This window comes from Flavobacterium sp. FlaQc-49, assembly GCF_044005985.1.
Lineage (GTDB): Bacteria > Bacteroidota > Bacteroidia > Flavobacteriales > Flavobacteriaceae > Flavobacterium > Flavobacterium cupriresistens.
Window position 1 is genome coordinate 1 of the sequence record NZ_JBIPCS010000052.1, and the last position, 267, is coordinate 267.

General features: G+C 35.2%; 1 rRNA gene. It reads left to right on the top strand.

From position 1 onward, the window contains the following. Positions 1-87, top strand: a 23S ribosomal RNA gene (locus tag ACHRV3_RS23045); the annotation flags it as partial. Positions 88-267: the final 180 nt, after the last annotated feature.

Genomic DNA, 267 nt, shown 5'->3' on the forward strand with positions numbered 1-267 from the left:
GTGGAAGATGACCACGTTGATAGGCTATAGATGTAAAGGCAGTAATGTCATAGTCGAGTAGTACTAATAATCCGTAAGCTTATGTACACCCTTTTCCCCACACTTCGGTGTGGGGAAGAAACTTTCTAAAATAAAATACTTTCTTTATCTCAGTATGTTAAGATATTGTTGCAATTATTTAATTATTAATATTAAATTTTTAATTAATTGTACGTTACCTCAAGTAACAACGACCTTAAGGTGGTTATTGCGGCGGGGCTCACCTCT